At 70.0% G+C, this 16,178-nt stretch carries 14 protein-coding genes; 5 read left to right on the top strand and 9 right to left on the bottom strand.

All coding sequences use genetic code 11. The features are described from left to right. Positions 1 to 7: 7 nt before the first annotated feature. The 6 genes from BLS97_RS21310 to BLS97_RS21285 form a co-directional block, all read right to left on the bottom strand. A complete protein-coding gene (locus tag BLS97_RS21310; RefSeq protein ID WP_157695598.1) occupies positions 8 to 811 on the bottom strand; it encodes a sigma-70 family RNA polymerase sigma factor in 804 nt (267 codons plus the stop codon). A gap of 96 nt (positions 812 to 907) precedes the next feature. Then, positions 908 to 1,642 carry a RibD family protein gene (locus BLS97_RS21305; RefSeq protein WP_090480294.1) on the bottom strand — a complete coding sequence of 245 codons (735 nt, stop codon included), beginning with the start codon at positions 1,640 to 1,642 and terminating at the stop codon, positions 908 to 910. After that, positions 1,635 to 2,567, bottom strand: coding sequence for a lysylphosphatidylglycerol synthase transmembrane domain-containing protein (locus tag BLS97_RS21300; RefSeq protein WP_231988241.1), 933 nt, complete (start codon positions 2,565 to 2,567; stop codon positions 1,635 to 1,637). Before BLS97_RS21300 ends, BLS97_RS21305 begins: the two co-directional genes overlap by 8 nt. 11 nt (positions 2,568 to 2,578) lie before the next feature. Continuing rightward, entirely contained in the window at positions 2,579 to 3,613 is a 1,035-nt protein-coding gene (locus BLS97_RS21295; RefSeq protein WP_090482859.1) for a glycosyltransferase family 4 protein, read from the bottom strand. An 80-nt stretch (positions 3,614 to 3,693) separates the two neighbouring features. Beyond that, positions 3,694 to 4,092 carry a 6-pyruvoyl trahydropterin synthase family protein gene (locus BLS97_RS21290; protein ID WP_090480288.1) on the bottom strand — a complete coding sequence of 133 codons (399 nt, stop codon included), beginning with the start codon at positions 4,090 to 4,092 and terminating at the stop codon, positions 3,694 to 3,696. Beyond that, complete coding sequence (locus BLS97_RS21285; protein WP_090480284.1) at positions 4,080 to 5,078, bottom strand: zinc-dependent alcohol dehydrogenase; 999 nt, start codon at positions 5,076 to 5,078, stop codon at positions 4,080 to 4,082. The genes BLS97_RS21290 and BLS97_RS21285 overlap by 13 nt, the downstream gene beginning before the upstream one ends. A gap of 116 nt (positions 5,079 to 5,194) precedes the next feature. Here BLS97_RS21285 and BLS97_RS21280 point away from each other — a divergent pair, with 116 nt between their 5' ends. Further along, positions 5,195 to 7,558, top strand: coding sequence for a CDP-alcohol phosphatidyltransferase family protein (locus BLS97_RS21280; RefSeq protein WP_197676303.1), 2,364 nt, complete (start codon positions 5,195 to 5,197; stop codon positions 7,556 to 7,558). Positions 7,559 to 7,575: 17 nt separating this feature from the next. Here the strand turns inward: BLS97_RS21280 and BLS97_RS21275 are convergent, their stop codons facing one another. Then, a complete protein-coding gene (locus BLS97_RS21275) occupies positions 7,576 to 8,931 on the bottom strand; it encodes an aspartate aminotransferase family protein (RefSeq protein WP_231988239.1) in 1,356 nt (451 codons plus the stop codon). 113 nt (positions 8,932 to 9,044) lie between these two features. On the opposite strand from BLS97_RS21275, the gene BLS97_RS21270 reads away from it, so the two are divergent. Continuing rightward, positions 9,045 to 10,064 carry an LLM class flavin-dependent oxidoreductase gene (locus BLS97_RS21270; protein ID WP_090480277.1) on the top strand — a complete coding sequence of 340 codons (1,020 nt, stop codon included), beginning with the start codon at positions 9,045 to 9,047 and terminating at the stop codon, positions 10,062 to 10,064. Positions 10,065 to 10,134: 70 nt separating this feature from the next. Here the strand turns inward: BLS97_RS21270 and BLS97_RS21265 are convergent, their stop codons facing one another. Continuing rightward, positions 10,135 to 11,289 (bottom strand): ScyD/ScyE family protein, encoded by a 1,155-nt coding sequence (locus tag BLS97_RS21265; protein ID WP_090480274.1) that lies wholly within the window; start codon positions 11,287 to 11,289, stop codon positions 10,135 to 10,137. A 526-nt stretch (positions 11,290 to 11,815) separates the two neighbouring features. Beyond that, positions 11,816 to 12,934, bottom strand: a complete 1,119-nt coding sequence (locus BLS97_RS21260) for a hypothetical protein (RefSeq protein WP_157695597.1) — start codon at positions 12,932 to 12,934, stop codon at positions 11,816 to 11,818. A gap of 178 nt (positions 12,935 to 13,112) precedes the next feature. Between BLS97_RS21260 and htpG the strand changes: the two genes are divergently transcribed. From htpG to BLS97_RS21250, 3 genes are all read left to right on the top strand, one after another. Further along, positions 13,113 to 15,041 (top strand): molecular chaperone HtpG, encoded by a 1,929-nt coding sequence (htpG, locus tag BLS97_RS21255; protein WP_090482855.1) that lies wholly within the window; start codon positions 13,113 to 13,115, stop codon positions 15,039 to 15,041. 129 nt (positions 15,042 to 15,170) lie between these two features. Next, complete coding sequence (locus BLS97_RS23110) at positions 15,171 to 15,515, top strand: hypothetical protein (RefSeq protein ID WP_157695596.1); 345 nt, start codon at positions 15,171 to 15,173, stop codon at positions 15,513 to 15,515. A gap of 104 nt (positions 15,516 to 15,619) precedes the next feature. Then, entirely contained in the window at positions 15,620 to 16,156 is a 537-nt protein-coding gene (locus BLS97_RS21250; protein WP_090480268.1) for a S1C family serine protease, read from the top strand. The last annotated feature ends 22 nt before the right edge of the window (positions 16,157 to 16,178 follow it).

The raw sequence follows: 16,178 nt of genomic DNA, 5'->3' as shown, positions 1-16,178 counted from the left end.
GCCGGGCTCAGCTGGCCAACTGGAGAGCCGGCCGGTCGGCCAACTCGTCCCGGAGCTTGGTCAGGATGCCGCGGAGGATCCGGGAGACCTGCATCTGACTGACGCCGATGACCGCGGCGATCTGGGCCTGGCTCTTCTCCTGGAAGTACCGCAGGGCCAGGACCTGCCGGTCCCGGTCGGTCAGGCCGACGATGGCCTGACGGACCATCATCAGGTTCTCCACCCGCCCCAACTCGGACTCGGCCGACTCGCTGGGCACCTGGTCGGCGGAGCCCTGCACGGCACGCAGGTCGAGGCTCAGTGACCGGCAGGCCTGGACCGCCGCCCGTTGCTGGCGGATCCGCTGCGGGGTGACGCCGACGGCTTCGGCCAGTTCGTGGTCGTTGGCCGGCCGGCCCAGTCGTTGTTCCAGACCCTCGGCGACGGCGTCGGTCTCGGTGTGCAGCTCGCGGAGCCCCCGGGGGGCCCGGATGATGGTGCTGTGGTCGCGGAAGTACCGCTTGATCTCACCCAGGATGGTCGGGTACGCGTACGGGGCGAAGTCGTTGCCGACATCCGGCAGCCATCGCTTGACCGCCTTGACCAGTCCCAGCCGGGCCAGTTGCTGCAGATCGTCCTGGTCGACCCCGCGACCGCGGTAGCGCCGCCCCAGGGCGGTGGCGAAGGCGAGATGGGTGGAGATCACCGCGTGTTCGGCCGACCGGATGGCCGACTCCGAACCGGACGTTCTGGCCGTGATCAACCGGTCGAGTGCGTCTTGCTGTGCGGCGGTGGTGAGCTCGTACGACGAAGCGGTGGAGTTGATGTCCACGGCGTGGTCCCTTCGGAAATGCGGAGACTGCTGTCGGCAGGCTGCTCTACCGGTTCCAAGTAGACAAGACGGGCGGACCACGCTCAAGACGTCTAACTATGCAAATCGAGCGCCCAAGCTATTCACTGGGATCCGCTCGGTCGACGTCTCGAACCGGTCGGACAGCGCGTACCGCATCAGCGCGACGTCGCCGACCTGCCGGACCTCGGCCAGCGTCGCCCGGTGTCCGGGGTGCCAGGGGAACCGGCCGTCACCGACGAAGTGGCGCGCCCGCGAGTCCCCGACGAAGAAGGGCGCGACCGCCACATCGAGTTCGTCGGCCAGATCGGCGGTCAGGAATTGGGTGTGGATGCTTGCACCCCCTTCGACCAGCAGTCGCCCGATCCCGCGATCGTGCAGGTCGTGGCTCAGCCGGCACATGTTCACGGCCGAGCCCCCGTCGATCACGGTGGCCAACGACCCGAACCGGCCGCGCGCCTTCCCCAGGGACGGACTGGCGCAATAGACGAGCTTCTCTCCGTCACCGGAGGTGAAGAACCCGGCCGCCGGATCCAGGTGCGCGCCGGCGGTCACGGTGACCTTGGCCGGGGACGGAGCCAGGCCCCGGGCCACTCTCCGAGCCCGCCGGGCGGGATCCCGCAGCAGCAATCGCGGGTTGTCTACCCGGACGGTGCGCGCGCCGACCAGAATCGCGTCGCACGTCGAGCGGACCTCGTCGACCCGATCCAGGTCGTCCGGGTTGGACAAGAGCAACCGGACATCGGACGGCCCGCTCAGGTACCCGTCGATGGACATGCAGCAGCTCAGGACGGTGTACGGACGATCAGCCACCATCGGTATCCCCTTTCGCGGAGACAGCTTGCGTACGAACCGGTTCCGCCGCCGGGCGGCCCCTCCGGTCGGCGAACAACAGCACCGCGCCGGGCAGGGTCGCGGCCAGGGACAAGACGCCGTAGGCCACGGCGACGCCCACGCCGGTGCTCGCCCCGAACCCGGCCAGCGCGAACATCCAGGCCGCCATGCCCTCGCGCGGGCCCCACCCGCCGACGTTCGTCGGCAACCCCATGGCCAGCAACACGAGCAGCCCGATCGGGAGCAGCCGACCAACGGGTGCCGTCACCCCGGTCGTCCGGCAGGCCACGAGGAACACGGCGGCGTGCCCGGCCACCACCGCCAGGGAGGCCAGCAGGATGCCCGGCCATGCCGGCCGGGCCAGGATGCCGTCGCGGATCTCGTCCGCGGCCCGGCGCAGGCTCGGGTGGCGGGTGTCCTCCTTGTCGGGCCGCCGCACCAGGCGGGCGATCGAGATCAGGACGGCCGAGACGGCGGCCACCCCGGTCAACGGCAGCCAGTGGGGCACCGGTGACGGCAGCACGAGGAGAACGACCAGCACCACGGCAATCTGCACGACCTGGCCGGCGCCACGCTCCCAGCCGACGGCCCGGAGTCCACGGCCGACGTCACCGGTTCGACGTCCGTGCCGCAGACCGCGGTGCAGGTCGCCGAGCACGCCGCCGGGCAGAACACTGTTGAGGAACTGTGAGCGGTAGTAGGCCACGATCGCGTCCCGCGGCCGGATCGTCAGGCCCAGGCCACGCGCGACCAGGGTCCAGCGCCAGGCCGCCGCGGCGGTGGTGATGGCCGTGATCCCGGCCGCGAGCGCGAGCGGCCCGACGTCGATCCCGGCAAGTCCGTCCAGAAACGGTCCGGTGCCAAGGCGCCACACCAACAGTGCGAGGATGGCGGCGCCGGCCACCCGGCCGCCCCTCACGCGCCCGCCCTGATCAGCACGGCCGAGATCTTCGCGACCGTGTCGGACCAGGCGGCCAACGTTTCCCGGCGCTGCCCGGCCGCGTGGCGCAGTCGCTCCCGCAGCCCGGGATCGCCCAGCCAATGGTCGATCGCTGCGCTCAGCGGGCGCGGGTCGGCCGGCGGGACGAGGATTCCGGGGACCGTGCCGTCCTTCGCCCGGCCCAACGATTCCGGCAGTCCACCGACGGCGGTCGCCACCACCGGAAGGCCTCGGGCCAGCGCTTCGGCGACCACCATGCCGTAGGTCTCAGCGGCCGAGGCCAGCACCAGCAGGTCAGCGTCCGCGTAGGCCGCCGACAACTCAGGTTCACCCAGCGGGCCGGTGAATCGAACGCGTCCGCCCAGTCCGGCGCCGCGCAACTGCCGGCGGAGCCGATGAACGAAGCCCGGTTCGATGTCCAGCGCGCCGACGCAGGTGCACGTCCACGCTCGCGGCCCGAGGCCGGCCAATGCCTCGAACAGCACGTCGTGTCCCTTGCCCGGGATCACCGCGCCCACGCACAGGAGCCGGCCGCCGCGGACTGATCCGGAAGCCGGAACGGCTTGATCGGTACCGGGGTGGGCGACGTGGACCAGCGCCGGGCCCAGGCCGTACCGGCGGAGCAGGTCGTGGCGGGTCCAATGGCTCGTCGTGATCACGGCGGCGGCGGTCTGCAGCACGGCGTGCTCCCGCTCGGCGGCCGCGGCGCTGCGGTCGGCCGCCGGCATGTGGACCAGGACCACCGGCCGGAGCCGGATGGCGTGCGGCAACAACACATCCGGGGCGGCCGAGGCGATCAGCCCGTCGATCAGGAGCACCGCCCCGTCCCGGAACCGGGCCATCACCTCGGCCAGGGCACGGAAGGCGTCGTCCTCGGGTTGCGGCCAGCGGCCGGGCACGGCGTGCTCGCGCACCTGCCAGCCCCGCCCCCGCAGGCCGTCGCAGACCCTCCGGTCGTACCGGTTGCCGCCGCTGGGCCGCCGCGGATCGTCGATGCCGGCCGGAACGATGACGTCGACGACGTGCCGGGCGACCTCGCCCCCGCGGACGCTGTCCGACCGCCCGTTGAGCACCGCCGGATCGGCCACCGTCACAACGGTCGCTCGTAGCTCGCCCAGGCGATGTGCGACTCGCGCAGGGTCACCGTCACGCCGTCCAGATTCTCCGTGCCGCCGCCGAACCGGCCCGCGCGCACACGATCGGCGAGCCGGTCGGCGATCACCCTGGCCAGCACCTCGGTGGTGGTGTTGCCGCCGGCCAGATCGGGCTCCTCGTCGAGATTGCGATATCCGAGTTCGCCCACCACGGCCTGCAGCTCCTGCGCGGCCCGACCGATGTCGACCACGATGTCGTCGGAGTTCAGCACCGGGCTGCGGAACGTGGCGTCGACCACGTACGTCGCGCCGTGCAGTCGTTGGGCCGGGCCGAAGACGGCACCGCGGAAGCTGTGGGCGATCATCATGTGGTCGCGGACGGTCACACTGAACACGTGGCCTGCTCTCGGTCGTAGGTGATGGTGTGGCAGATGGCCGGCAGGTCGCCGTCGACCAGCCGGGCCATCACGGCGGGTAGATCAGCGAACGGTGACCAGCCGGTCAGCAGCGCATCGAACGCGCTGTCGCGCAACAACTCCAATGCCAGGCGCAGCCGATCGGCCGGAGTACGGCCAGCCCGGCGGGACGGTGCCACCACGCCGACCTGACTTGCCCGCACGGCCAGCCGGCCCGTGTGGAAGGCGCCGCCCAGGGCGAGCCGCACCTCGGCATCGCCGTACCAGCTGAGCTCGATCACCGTTCCCTCCCTGGCCAACCGGTCGATCCCCAGCTGCAGACCGGCTGAGGTGGCGCTGGTGTGCACAACCAGGTCGTAGGAGCCGGTGACGTCCTCGGGCCGGGCGAATTCCGCACCCAACGCGGCCGCCACCACAGCCCGACCGGGGTCGATGTCGACCAGCGTGACCGCGACCCCCGGGTACCGGGACAGCAACCGGGCCACGCAGCACCCGACCATGCCCGCCCCGATCACCGCTATGCGGTCGCCGATCAACGGGGCCGCATCCCACAAGGCGTTGATCGCCGTCTCCACCGTCCCGGCCAGCACCGCGCGACGCGGCGGCACATCCGTGGGCACGACGAACACCGACGCGGCCGGCACCACGTAGCGGGTCTGATGCGGATACAGGCAGAACACGTTCCGCCCCAACAAGTCCGGCGGACCTGACTCGACGACGCCGACGTTCAGGTAGCCGTACTTCACCGGCCCCGGGAAATCCCCGTCCTGGAACGGCGCCCGCATCGCCTGGAACTGGGCGACCGGAACGCGGCCACGGAAGACCAGCGATTCGGTTCCCCGGCTCACCCCGGAGAACAGGGTGCGGACGACGACATCGCCCGGGCCGGCCGCCGCCAGTTCGACCGCCCGGATCTCGCCGGTTCCCGGTTCGCTCAGCCAGAAGGCACGGGCCTGGGCGGGCAACTGCCACCTCCTCGGTGCGTTTGAACGACTTCGGCCGATCCGGCGTTCTCCGGGTACGGCCAGTCGCCGGCGGTCACATCCCCACAGGCGGTCACATCCCTACAGACGGAGGCGCAGTGCGGAAGGTTCAGATCGGCCCGATCCCCGCCGCCGTGGCCGGATTGGCCGGGCAGCTCACGGTCCTCGGGGTCCTGGCCGGTTCCACCGGACTCCACGGACCGGGCTGGACGGTCGGGATCGCGTGCGGCCTCACCACGGTGATCGCGTTGGCCCGGGGGCTGATCCGTTCCGGCGCTGCGGGTCCGGGGCCGGCCGACGGGGTCACCCTGGTCCGGGCCGCCCTGGTCGGCGGCGTGGCGGCGATGGTGGCCGACTCGTTCACCCGGGCCGTGCCGACCCCGGCGTTGGTCCTGCTGGCCGTGGCCGCGCTGGTGCTGGACGCGGTCGACGGACGGGTCGCGCGCCGGACCGGAACCGTGTCGGCGGTCGGGGCCCGGTTCGACATGGAGGTCGACGCGTTCGCGATCCTGGCGCTCTCGGTGTACGACGTCCGGTTCGTCGGGGCTCCGGTCCTGCTGATCGGCGCGGCCCGCTACCTGTTCGTGGCCGCCGGGTGGTGGTGGCCGTGGCTCCGGCAGCCCGCGCCGCCGCGCTACTGGTGCAAGGTGGTGGCCGCGATCCAGGGCATCGCGCTGACCCTGGTCGCGTCCGGCGCCCTGCCGAGGCCGGCGGCGGTCGTCGTGGTCCTGCTCGCCCTGACGTTGTTGACCGAGTCGTTCGGGCGGGACGTCCTCTGGCTGGGGAGACACCGCCGGCCCGGGTCCGGCCGGGCGCAGCCCGGCGGTGCGTCCGGTCCGGTGGCGAGCCGCTCGCGTCGGCAACGATGGGCCGCCGGGGTCACCACGACGGGGGCGATTCTGCTGGTCTGGTTCGCCCTGCTCGGGCCCGAGCAGGTGGATCGGTTGACCCCGGCCCAGTTCACCCGCATACCGATCGAAGGGGTGGCCCTGTTCGGGTTGGTTCTGCTGCTGCCGCCTCGAATCGGCCGGGCCGTGGCCACGATCGTCGGTGTGCTGCTCGGCCTGCTGACCGTCGTGAGGATTCTCGACATGGGTTTCCTGGCCGCGCTGGACCGGCCGTTCGACCCGGTCTCGGACTGGAGCTACCTGCCGCCAGCGGTCGGCGTGCTGACCGATTCGATCGGTCGGTTCGCCGGGGTGGCCGTCGTGGTGCTGGCGGCCGCCCTGGTCGTCGCCGTGTGCGTCTTCGTGCCGCTGGCCATGCGTCGACTGACCGGCCTGGTGGCCCGCCGGCGCCGCGTGTCGGCGCGTGTCGTCACGGCCGGAGCCGCGCTCTGGGTCGTCGCGGCCGCGATCGGGGTCCAGATCTCCGGGGCGCCCATCGCCTCCGCCGGTGCGGCCGCCCTGGCCGTGGAGCAGGTCGGGCAGATCCGCCACAGTCTGCAGGACGAGCAGACGTTCTCGGCCGCGATCTCCAGCGACCCGGTGGCCATCACTCCGGGTGGGCGTCTGCTGACCGGCCTGGCCGGGAAGGACGTCATCTTCGCCTTCGTCGAGAGCTACGGTCAGGTCGCGGTACAGGACTCGCCGTTCTCGCCCGGGGTGCGGGCCGTCCTGACCGCCGGGAGCAGGAGTCTGCAGGCGGCCGGGTTCTCGTCCGAGAGCGCATTTCTCACCTCGCCCACCTTCGGCGGTATCAGCTGGCTCGCCCATTCCACCCTGCAGTCGGGGCTCTGGGTGGACAGTCAGCAGCGGTACGACCAGCTGATGGCCAGCGATCGGTTCACCCTGAGCGATGCCTTTCGCCGGGCCGGCTGGCGCACGGTGGGCGACGTCCCGTCGAACGATCGGGACTGGCCCGAAGGCAGAACCTTCTATCACTACGACCAGGTCTACGACGTCCGGAACCTGGGGTACCGGGGACCGGCGTTCAGCTACGCCGACATGCCGGATCAGTACATCCTGGCCCGCTTCCGCGAACTCGAGCTGGCCGATCCGCGGCACGCCCCCGTGATGGCCGAGATCGACCTCGTCTCCAGTCACACACCGTGGGCGCCGCTACCGACGACGGTCGACTGGAACGCCATCGGGGACGGTTCGATCTTCGACGGCATGCCGGCCAAAGGACAATCGCCGCAAGCGGTCTGGAGCCGGGCCGACCAGGTCGGGGCGGCCTACGGGCAGTCCATCCGGTACTCGCTGACGTCGCTGATCTCGTTCGTGCAGACCTACGGTGACAAGAATCTGGTCCTGGTCCTGCTCGGAGACCATCAGCCGGCGACGATCGTCAGCGGGGCTTCGGCCGGCCACGAAGTCCCGATCACCATCATCGCCCGCGACCCGGCGGTGACGAACCGGGTCGCGGCCTGGAACTGGACCCCGGGTCTGCTGCCGGCCCGCAACGGGCCGGTCTGGCCCATGGACGCCTTCCGGAACCGGTTCCTGGACGCCTTCGACTGACTGCGCCGGTCGCCGGCCTACTCGGCGCCCGTGTAGTAGCCATCGGCCACGGTCAGGGCGTCGTCGAGGATCGACAGCCCACGCCGCAGGTCGATCTCGGTGATGGTGCACGGCGGGACCACGTGCGTGCCGTTGAAATGGACGAACGGCCACAGACCGCGTTCCTTGCAGGCGGCGGTGAAGTCGGCCATCGGCTTGGCGTCGGCGCCGGTGGCGTTGAACGGCACCAACGGTTCGCGGGTGGCCCGGTCCTTCACCAGCTCGACCGCCCAGAACACCCCGAGGCCGCGGACCTCGCCGACCGACGGATGGCGATCGGCGATCTTGGCCAGTTCCGGTCCGATCACGTCGGTGCCGAGCCAGCGGGCGTGCTCGACGATCTTCTCCTCCTGGAAGATCTTGATGCTGGCCACGGCCGAGGCGCAGGCCAGCGGATGCCCCTGGTAGGTCAATCCGCCCGGGTAAGGCTTGGTGGAGAACGATGCGGCGATCCTCTCGGAGATGATCACGCCCCCCAGTGGCACGTACCCGCTGTTCACGCCCTTGGCGAAGGTGATCAGATCGGGGGTGACGCCCCAGCGGTCGACAGCGAACCATTCGCCGCACCGGCCGAAGCCGGCCATCACCTCGTCGGAGATCAGGACGATCCCGTATCGGTCGCAGAGCGCTCGCACGCCGGCCAGGTAGCCGTCCGGCGGCACCAGGATCCCGTTGGTCCCGACCACCGTCTCCAGCAGGATGGCCGCGACCTGGTTCGGTCCCTCCACCATCAGGACGTTCGCCAAGTGGTCAAGGGCCCGCTCGCACTCCTGGGCCGCGTCGACGCTGTAGAACGGCGACCGGTACGCGTACGGGCCCCAGAAGTGCACGTGGCCACTGACTCCGGTCTCGGCCGCCCAGCGCCTGGGCTCGCCGGTGGCGACCATCGAATTGCCCACCGACCCGTGGTAGCTGCGGTAGGTCGACAACACCTTGTGACGCCCGGTGTGCACCCGGGCCATCCGCAGAGCGTGCTCGTTCGCCTCCGCGCCGCCGGTGGTGAAGAACACCCGGTCGAGGTCTCCCGGCGCCTGGGCGGCGATCAGGGCGGCCGCCTCACTGCGGGCGTCGTTGGCGAAGTTGGGGCCGACCGAGCACAGTCGGGCCGCCTGTTCCTGGATGGCGGCCACCAGTTTCGGGTGCTGATAGCCGATGTTGACGTTGACCAGCTGAGAGGAGAAGTCGAGGTACGTGTGGCCGTCGTAGTCCCAGAACTCACTGCCGAGGGCGCCGGCGATGGGCATCGGCTCCACCACGTCCTGGGCGGCCCAGGAGGTGAAGACGTGCTTCCGGTCCAGTCGTCGGATGTGGGCACCGCGTTCGGAATCGTTCATGTCCAACATCCCTGCCTGATCATCGAGGTGGGCCTTCTGCCCGGAGCGCGAGTCCAACGTACGAGGCGTACCCGAGCCGGCACAAGATCGGTCCCGGGTACGTTGGAGCGACTATGAAGAAGATCGGCTTCCTGTCCTTCGGCCATTGGTCGGCCTCGCCGCACTCGAAGGCCCGTTCCGCGTCCGACGTCCTGCTGCAGTCCATCGACCTCGCGGTCGCTGCCGAGGAACTCGGGGCGGACGGCGCCTACTTCCGGGTGCACCACTTCGCGAACCAGCTGGCGTCGCCGTTCCCGCTGCTGGCCGCCGTGGGGGCCAGAACGAGCACCATCGAGATCGGCACCGGGGTGATCGACATGCGGTACGAGAACCCGCTGTACATGGCCGAGGACGCGGGCGCGGCCGATCTGATCTCCGGCGGCCGGTTGCAGCTGGGGATCAGCCGCGGATCGCCGGAACAGGTCATCGACGGTTTTCGCTACTTCGGGTATGCGCCGTCGGAGGGCACCGACCACGCCGACATGGCCCGCGAGCACGCCCAGGTCTTCCTGGAGGTGTTGAAGGGCAACGGGTTCGCTGAGCCCAACCCCCGCCCGATGTTCGCCAACCCACCCGGGTTGCTGCGGATCGAGCCGCACTCATCCGGCCTGCGCGAGCGGATCTGGTGGGGTGCCGGCACCCGCAAGACCGCCGAGTGGACGGCCGAGCAGGGGATGAACCTGATGAGTTCGACGCTGCTCGGCGAGGACACCGGCGTGCCGTTCCATCAGCTGCAGGCCGAGCAGATCGAACGGTTCCGGCAGGCCTGGGACACCGATGTCCACGGGCGTGAACCCCGGGTCTCGGTCAGCCGCAGCATCTTCCCGATCGTCAACGATCTGGACCGGGCCTACTTCGGGGCGGAAGGGGACAGCCACGACCAGGTCGGCTACCTGGACGGGGGGAAGGCCCGGTTCGGCAAGACTTACGCCGGGGAGCCGGACCACCTGATCGAGGAGCTGGCCGGCGACGAGGCCATCGCCGCGGCCGACACGCTGCTGCTGACCATTCCCAATCAGCTCGGAGTCGACTACTGCGCGCACATTCTGCAGTCCCTGCTGACCGAGGTCGCGCCGGCCCTCGGCTGGCGCTGAGCAGCCGGGTCCGCCGGATCGGGTCGGCCCGGCCCGGACGTCCGTTCGGGCGCCGGGGCCGGGCCCGCCGTCATCCGGCCAGATGCACGCGCAGGATCCGTCCCTGACCGGCCAGGATCGAATTGTCGGAGATGTAGACGGTGTTCCCCACGGCGGCCAGCCCGCCCGGGGCGAACAGGGCACCGGTCGGCACGGTGGAGCGAGCGCCGTGGTGGGGGACCTTGATCAAGGCCCCGACCGGTCCGTTCGGACTGGTCAGCCCATCCTTGGCGATCTCGAGCACCAGCAGATCGCCGCGCGGGCCGAAAGCCAGGTCGATGATGTTGGTGAACCCGCTCGCGTACACGGTCGGCTGGTGACCGGGAACCCACCGCCACACCGACGCCGTGCCCGGGACGAACGGGAATCCGGTCAGCTGACCGATGTAGTAGGCGCCGTCCGGACCGCGCACGATGCTGTCCGGTACCGCCTGCGGCGCGATGTCGGGCGCTGACGGGTCCAGTGGGTTGGGCACGCTCGGCAGATCGGGGAACACGGCCTTGCTGCTCACGTGGCCACGGCCGGTGACCGACAGCAGGTCGTTGCCGCCGGCATCGGTGACGAGGACCCCGTCACGGGTGGCCACGAGGGCTTGGGGATTCGTGTCCGGAGGGGTGACGCCGTCGGGGTTGTGGGCGGCCTCGAAGGCACCGAGGTCGGCCCGGGGGATGTACCGGCCGCATTGCACGGTCCCGACCGTGGCCAGCTTCCTGGCCTGTGCGGAGTTGCCCAGCGTCGTGCTCCGCACGGCCGGATTTTCGGCGAGACCGACGGTGGCCCACACAATTCCGTGCGGACCAACGGTGACATCGCTCGGGCCGATGGCGCTGTTCCCGGTCCCCTGTGCGCCGAGCGATGGCAGTCCGGACACCAGGTCCCAGACCTTGGACCGAGACGGGTGACGTCCGTCGCCGATGCGCACGGCCGAGATCTTGCCGGTGTCACCCAGACAGGACTGGCCGCCCTCGGGGCTGGTGACGCAGGCTCCGGTACCGCCTTTACCGGCCTGAGCGAAGTACAGAATGCCGTGCGACACGTACAGCCCGCGGGGATTGTCCAGGCCGCCGGCGATCACCGTGGCCGCAGTGGCCGGTGACGGCGGCGCCGCGGAGGCGGGGGGTCCCGCCGACAGGACCGCGGCGGCCGTGAGAGCGGCCACACTGATGGCGCCGAAGGTTTTCCGCATTACGCACCTTTCGTCAGGGCAGGTCGGGGTGGGCTCGCCCGGTGCGGAGAAGGCTCCGGGCGGGAGTGGAATTCGAATCGAATTCGGCTCTCCGAAATAGCCACCTGCGTAGATCAGATGCTCGCAAATGCCCAAGAACAGTCAATCAGCCATGTGGGGCAATCTCCCGATGTGCCCACCCGGTCACGTCGAGCAACAGCAAATGCCGTCGCCACTCCGGTCCGCGTGCAACCAAGCACGCTCAGTCATGAAAGAGTAAAGTTCACTCCGGCTCGCATCGCCTTGCACGGAATTCTCCGGTGACGCGATTCGCTCCCGGTTGAGTTCCGGTTGCCTCTCGACTTCCGTCGTGGCCAGATCGATGGGTGATGTCCAGTTCAAGCGTGGTGATGAATTCCGTGAGGTCGTACTCGGGCAATGCCGCCTCGCGAGCGGTGTAAAGGGTTGGTATGGCGAGAAATGGATCATGGATTCGTATTGTCGCGGCCCGGGCCAACGGATCAGTGGCGAGGACTCCGGCCAGGATTCACGCTCCGCACTGGCCGGCGGACGTCTGGTTGCAGAAGGGCAGCAGGGACTTTCCGGCGATGGTGACCTGCAGCAACTGACCCGGCGAACCGGCCACGATCCGGACGGAGACCGGCGCGCCGACCGCCCAGACCTGCACGTCCGACGAGGCGGTGACCCGCCCGGACGCGGCGCCGCCCGCGGACGTGGTCAGCACGAACGTGAGTGTGCCGGCCGGCGCATCGGCGAGCGCGCAGTTCGGGCATTTGGAGAGGTCGGCGTAGGTCAGGGTGCCGTGGCCGCTGCTGTCGACGACCAGGGCCGACTCGTGCGCCCCCCATCGACCGGCGAATTGGGCGAAGGGGGTACCTGGCTCTGGCCCCGGTGCCGTCGTCGAACCGGAGGGGGACGCTGCGGCCGATCCGGCGCAGGCGGCCAACCCGAGGTCCCTCAGCACCCGGGTCGGCACGGAGGAATATCCGCCGATCGGCCCGCTCGCGGCCGGCCCGGCCCCGCAGAATCCGACGTTCGTCGGTCCGATCACGGCATGCGTGCGAAGGTTCACGATGACCTGGTCGTAGTCGCTGGCCAATTGCCCGCGGTCGTCGTAGATCCCCTCGTGGGCGTATGCCCAGTCCGGGTTCGAGGCCGAAACACGCACCCCGCTGGCGCGGCAGTGGCCGGTGACGCCGGCCTTCGGAAACGTGAGGGCGCAGATGGCGTCGCCGACGGCGGCGGCGCTCCGGGTCGGACGGGTCGACACCGACGAGGACGCGGAGGCCGACGAGAACGACGACGGGGACGATGCCGATGGGGCCGCTGACGAGGACGAGGACGACGTGGTTGGGGCCGCCGACGTTGATCGGGCCGGCGCCGAGGAGGGCGACCCCGACGAGGCCGTGGTCCCGGCCGATCCCGCCGCTGTTCCGGCGGCGATCCGCATCGCGGTACTGGACGCGGGACCGGCCGCGGCCGGTGTCATCCGGCTCGTCCCGGAGACCGTGGCCACCGACGGTGTGCTGGTGGATGACGTGGCCGTCGGTGATCCGGTCTGGCAGGCCGCCGCGACCATGACGGCGAGGACGGTGACGATCAGGGCGACCGGCCGCGGGGAACGTTCGTCATGCATGGCGCTCACGACCTATCCACGGTCCTGCGAAGGCGACCGATTGACGATACGCCGAAGGCACCCTCGAAGCTCGGCGGATTCCACCCCGTCGGCCCTGTTCCGGAGCGATGCGCGTTCGCCGGCTGCCGGTCACGACTATCCTGCGCGGTGCAAGCTTTCCTGCGAGTGTGTGAGGACGCGACACCAGATGAGCACCGAGGCGATCTCGAACGAGACGATCGAATTCCAGGCCGAGGCCCGTCAGCTCCTTCAGCTGATGGTTCACTCCATCTATTCGACGAAGGACCTGTTCCTGCGTGAGTTGATCTCCAACTCGTCCGACGCTCTGGACAAGCTGCGGCTGGCCGCCTACCGCGACAAGGACCTCGAGGTGGACACCTCGGATCTGCACATCGATCTGGAGATCGACCCGGCCCAGCGCACGCTGACCATCCGTGACAACGGCATCGGCATGACCCGCGACGAGGTGGTCGACCTGATCGGCACCATCGCCAAGTCCGGTACCGGGCAGATGCTGGCCCAGCTGCGGGAGGCCCGGGAAGCGGGTGGCTCCGAGGAGGGGACGGCCGAGCTGATCGGTCAGTTCGGCGTCGGCTTCTACTCCAGCTTCATGGTCGCCGACCGGGTCGTCATGGTGACCCGGAAGGCCGGCACCCACCACGGCGTCCGGTGGGAATCCACCGGGGAGGGCACCTACACCGTGTCCGAACTGCCCGCGGCGCCGCAGGGCACGGCGGTGACCCTGCACCTCAAGGCGGAGGACACCGAGGACTCGCTGCAGGACTTCACCGATCCGGCCACCGTTCGCAGCGTCGTCAAGCGGTACTCCGACTTCATCACCTGGCCGATCCGGATGGCCGCCGAGCGGCCGGCGCCGGCCGAGGGCGAGGACGACGTGGCCGCGCCCGAGCCGCAGGTGGTCAACTCGGGCAAGGCGTTGTGGTCCCGGCCGCAGAGCGAGGTGTCGGCCGAGGAGTATGCCGAGTTCTACCGGCACGTCAGCCACGACTGGCGGGAGCCGCTGGAGACGATCCGGCTGTCCGCCGAGGGAACGTTCGAGTACCAGGCGCTGCTGTTCCTGCCCAGCCATGCGCCGATGGACCTGTACATGCGGGACAGCAAGCGGGGCGTGCAGCTGTACGTCAAACGGGTCTTCATCATGGACGAGTGCGAGGCACTGATCCCGGAGTACCTGCGTTTCGTCAAGGGTGTGGTCGACGCCAGCGATCTGTCGCTGAACGTGTCGCGGGAGATCCTGCAGCAGGATCGGCAGATCCAGCTAATCCGCAGGCGCCTGGTGCGCAAGGTTCTCTCGACCATCAAGTCGTTGCAGGAGGACGAGAAGGAGAAGTACTCGACTCTGTGGGCCGAGGTGGGGCGGGCGCTCAAGGAGGGGTTGCTGTCCGACCAGGACAACCAGCAGTCGATCCTGGAGGTCTGCTCGTTCGCCTCGACGCACGACGCCGAGGAGCTCACCACTCTGGGCCAGTACGTCGAGCGGATGCCGGAGGGGCAGGACGCCATCTACTACATGACCGGTGAGTCCCGCGCGGCGCTCGAGCACTCGCCGCACATGGAGGCGTTCCGGGCCAAGGGCTACGAGGTGCTGCTGCTGACGGACCCGATCGACGAGGTCTGGGTCGACGCGGTGCCCGCGTTCCAGGAGAAGAACCTGACCTCCATCGCCCGTGGCGAGGTCGATCTGGGCGGCGAAGACATCGACGACGACACCAGGCAGGGCTTCGAATCGCTGCTGAGCTGGGTCGCCACCGAGTTGTCGGACGACGTCAAGGAGGTCCGGCTGTCGCACCGGCTCACCGACTCCGCGGCCGTCCTGGTCAACGACCCGGGAGACCTGACGCCGGCCCTGGAACGCATGTACCGCGCCATGGGTCAGGAGCCGCCGAAGGTGAAGCGGACCCTCGAGCTGAATCCCAAGCACGGGCTGGTCACCGGCCTGCGGGCCGCTCACGAGGCCCACGCCGACGATCCGGCGCTGGCCGACACCGCCCGGCTGCTGTACGGCATGGCGCTGCTGGCCGAGGGTGGGGAGCTGGCCGAACCGGCGGCGTTCGTCGCGCTGCTGTCCAAGCGGCTGGAGAGCACCCTGTCCTGATTCCGGACGCGGCGCCGCCCGCCCGCCCGGTCCGACGTCGTTCCGGGCGGGTTCGGCGTATCCGGCCGGGGGTCGCCCGACCCGGCCGGTCAGGTCTTTCGGCCCTGGCTGGGTCAGCACCCACCGGAGATGGTGAAGGTCAGAGCATCTTCCTGGCGCTGGCCGCTCAGCCGGAGAGGACCGACCGATGACCCACAGCATCGACATGCCGGACGTGGTGGCGTCCCCGGTGCCGACTCCGACTCCGGCCCCGCCCCGACTCCGGCCTGGCCCCCGGCGCGGGAACGCCGGCGGTGGCTGGCCTCGGCCCGCCTGGTGATCGTGCTCGTCGTCGTGGCCGCCGTGGTCGGCGCCGGCTCGGCCATGGCGGTCGCCCGGGTCACCGGCTGGGGCAAACAGACCACGGTCGATCGCTTCGTGAGCAACACCAGTTCGATCACCGGAAACCGGCCGACATCCAGAGTCTGCTCGTAGGCGTCCTGCCCGCCGTCGTCTCGGTCGAGGCGACCTCGACGTCGACCGAGACGAATCCGTTCGGCTCGTCGAGCGGTTCGACCGTCACGGACGAGGGCACCGGAATGATCGTGACCGCCACCGGCGACATCCTGACCAACGCCCACGTGGTCAGCGGGGCCACGTCGGTCAAGGTGACCCTGAGCAATTCCACCACCGCGATGGCGGCGACCATCGTCAGCGCCGACAACGTCCACGATCTGGCGCTGCTGCGCGTCAAGGGGCAGAGCAACCTGCACACGGTCATCTTCGGAGACTCCAGCAAGACCGTTCCCGGGGATGGCGTCATCGCGGTGGGGTACGCCCTCGCGCTCACCGGTGGACCGACGGTGACGGCCGGCATCATCTCCGCCATCAACCGTGAAGCCAGCACCGAGACCGCCACCGGCGCAACAGAAACCCTGACCGGACTGCTGCAGACCGATGCCCCGATCAGTTCCGGGAATTCCGGTGGCCCGTTGGTCGACTCCGCCGGTCACGGGGTCGGCATGAACACCATGGTGGCCACCTCCAGCCGTGACACCTCGGCCAACGGAATCGGGTTCGCCATCGCCGCCAACACCATCACCTCGCTGCTCCCGAAGCTGCGCACGGGCCAGTAGCCACCCGCGCCCCCGGGCCCGA

Source organism: Nakamurella panacisegetis (assembly GCF_900104535.1).
Lineage (GTDB): Bacteria > Actinomycetota > Actinomycetes > Mycobacteriales > Nakamurellaceae > Nakamurella > Nakamurella panacisegetis.
This window is presented reverse-complemented; position numbering and strand designations above follow the sequence as displayed.